Origin of the sequence: Nocardioides sp., assembly GCF_034670285.1 — a bacterium.
Taxonomy (GTDB): domain Bacteria; phylum Actinomycetota; class Actinomycetes; order Propionibacteriales; family Nocardioidaceae; genus Nocardioides.
Genome location: NZ_JAXMNS010000478.1, coordinates 1 through 2,593, shown reverse-complemented (window position 1 = coordinate 2,593; position 2,593 = coordinate 1). Strand labels below are relative to the sequence as shown.

The window sequence follows — 2,593 nt, the reverse complement described above, 5'->3', positions numbered from 1 at the left end:
GCCACGTGCTGGTGGGCTGGAGCGTGAGGGTGGCGACGGGCGCGCCGTCGGAGTCGGCGTTCTCGCGTCGTACGGCGACGACGCGGGCGCGCACCTCCTCGGCGGCCCACATCGGGTTGATCAGCTCGAGGTAGCGGTCGACGCCGTGCGGGCTGGCCAGGGCAGCCACGAGCCGGCTGCGCACGAGGCCCTGCCCAACTCGGCCGGCGCGTCCGAGGCCGTTGAAGGGAGCAGTGGTGCTCATCAGAACCTCCAGAGAGAATGGGTGAACATGCGTTCACCGAAACTATCCCGAAAGAAGGTGTTGCCGGTCAAGACCAGCGGCACGTGACGCCGCGCACGCGTGCACACCTGTTCACCCCCTAGGATGGAGTCGATGAGCGAGCAGGCCCCGACCCGAGTCGAGAAGAAAGAGCGCACCAGGCGCGCGATCCTCGACGCTGCGCTCGACCTGTGCGAGGACTCGAGCCTCGTGGCGCTGTCCTTGCGCCAGGTCGCCAAGGAGGTCGGCATCGTCCCGACCGCCTTCTACCGCCACTTCGACTCCATCGAGGACCTCGGCCTCGCGCTCGTCGACGAGTCCTTCGTGGCCCTGCGCGCCATGCTTCGCGCGATCCGCCGCAACGACGACACGGCGCCGACCTTCACCGCGATCGTCGACCGGTCGGTCGACACGCTCGAGCAGCACGTGCACGGTCACCACGGCCAGTTCCGCTTCATCGCCCGTGAGCGCACGGCCGGCCCTCCCGCGGTCAAAGCCAGGATCCGCCACGAGATCGAGCTGTGCGAGCGCGAGCTCGCCACCGACATCGCGCGACTGCCCGGCACCGACCACTGGAGCGCGGAGGACCTTCAGGTCCTCTCGAGCCTCATCGTCACCGCCATGGTCGGCACCGCCGAGGCGATGGCCGACGCCGGCGGGCGGCCGGACGCCGAGAAGCGCGTCAGCGACGCGGCCCGCACCCAGCTGCGGATGGTGCTCATCGGGGCCCTCAACTGGCGCTCGGGACCCGCAGACTCAACCCAGGAGTGAGCGCAGCACCTCGATCAGCTCATCGTGACGAAAGGGCTTGGCCATCGCTGCATCCGCGCCCGCCGCCAGCGCCCGATCGCGGACGGCTTCCAGACCGTGCGCCGTGAGCACGAGAACCGGGACCGCACTGTCGAGACGCAGCCGGCGCAGCACTTCCCAACCGTCCATCCCGGGCAGACCGACATCGAGGACGACGAGGTCGGGGGTCTCGGTTGCGCAAGCCGCGAGACCATCGATCCCGTCGCATGCAACGACCACCTCGAAGCCCGCGAGAGTCAGCAACACGTCCAACGTGGTCCTGATGTCGGCCTCGTCCTCGACGAGCAGGATCCGCGGCGTCTCCCGGGGAGTCATCAGCCGACGCCTCCGTCGGCAAGACGAACCGAGAAGGTGGTCCCACCCTCGGGCTCGTTGAGGAAAGAGATCCTGCCGCGGTGAAGGTCGACGATCGCCTTGGCGATGGAGAGCCCGAGACCTGTGCCGGTGACGACTCCCTCCTCGACGTTGCTCGCCCGGTAGAACCGGGCGAAGACCTGGTCGACCTCCTCGGCAGGGATGCCGATGCCGGTGTCGGTGACCCGCAGCTCCCACCCGGCCTCGTCGTAGGCGGTTCGGACCCTCACCACCCCGTCCTCCGGGGTGAACTTGATCGCGTTGGAGAGCAGGTTGTCGAGCACCTGACCCATCCGTAGCGGGTCGAGGTCGATGTCTGGCCCCTCGCCGAGAGCGACGTCGAGCGTGATCCGCTTGTCCATCGCTTGTACCCGGATCGAGTTGACTGATGCGGTGACCACGTCGGTCAGCGCGCCCCGCTCCTGCTCCAGCGGCAGCGCATCGCCCTCCAGCCGGGCGAGCAGCAGCAGCTCCCCGAGCACGCCGAGCATCCGCTCGGAGTTGCGGGTGATGATGTCGAGGAACCGACGCTGATCGCGCGCGAGACTGCCCAGCGCAGGGTTCTCCAGCAGCGCAGCCGACGTCATGATCGAGGTGAGCGGGGTCCGCAGCTCGTGGGAGACCGAGAAGATGAAGTCGTCCTTCATCTGGTCGAGCTCGGCCAGCTTCTCGTTCTGCCTGGTAGTGGCGGCGAGCAGCTCCTCGCGCTGCTGCTCGGAGATCTTGCGTTCGCTGATGTCGCGATAGATCCACAGGTGACCCCGGTAGGCATCGCCCACGAACACCGGCACGAAGTCACGCTCGGCACAGGACCCGTCGGCGAAGCTCACCTCCTCCCCGCTGACCAGCTGCCTCGTCTCGAGGATCTCGGCGATCCGCGTGACGAACTCGTCCGGCCCCGCCATCAGCACCCGAGCCTGCTCGGCGGCGTCGGAGCAGTCTGCGCCCACCAGTAGGTCAGGAGCGACCTGAATCCCGAACATCGTGCAGAAAGCCTGATTGACCACCACGATGCGGCGGGACTCGTCCTCGACCAAAATGGCCTCCCCCATCGAGGCGATCAGCGAGGCCAATCGCTGATACTGCTCAGCTACTTCTTCCCGGCTCCGCTCGGCGTCCATCCGCGCAGCCAGCTGAGCGCTGAGCAGCCCTTCGCGCTCTTCCTCG

General features: G+C 67.9%; 3 protein-coding genes and 1 pseudogene. 1 reads left to right on the top strand and 3 read right to left on the bottom strand.

The window, feature by feature from the left end:
- Nucleotides 1-244: pseudogene (locus VOI19_RS17915) on the bottom strand (hypothetical protein); the annotation flags it as partial.
- A gap of 132 nt (nt 245-376) precedes the next feature.
- On the opposite strand from VOI19_RS17915, the gene VOI19_RS17910 reads away from it, so the two are divergent.
- On the top strand, nt 377-1,033 hold the full coding sequence (locus tag VOI19_RS17910) for a TetR family transcriptional regulator (RefSeq protein ID WP_323794304.1): 657 nt from the start codon (nt 377-379) through the stop codon (nt 1,031-1,033).
- Here the strand turns inward: VOI19_RS17910 and VOI19_RS17905 are convergent.
- Nucleotides 1,019-1,387 (bottom strand): response regulator, encoded by a 369-nt coding sequence (locus VOI19_RS17905; RefSeq protein WP_323794303.1) that lies wholly within the window; start codon nt 1,385-1,387, stop codon nt 1,019-1,021. The two genes, VOI19_RS17910 and VOI19_RS17905, sit on opposite strands and share 15 nt — an antisense overlap.
- Nucleotides 1,387-2,593: PAS domain-containing sensor histidine kinase (locus tag VOI19_RS17900; protein WP_323794302.1), on the bottom strand; the 1,207-nt coding region annotated here is incomplete at its 5' end. The genes VOI19_RS17900 and VOI19_RS17905, both read right to left, overlap by 1 nt.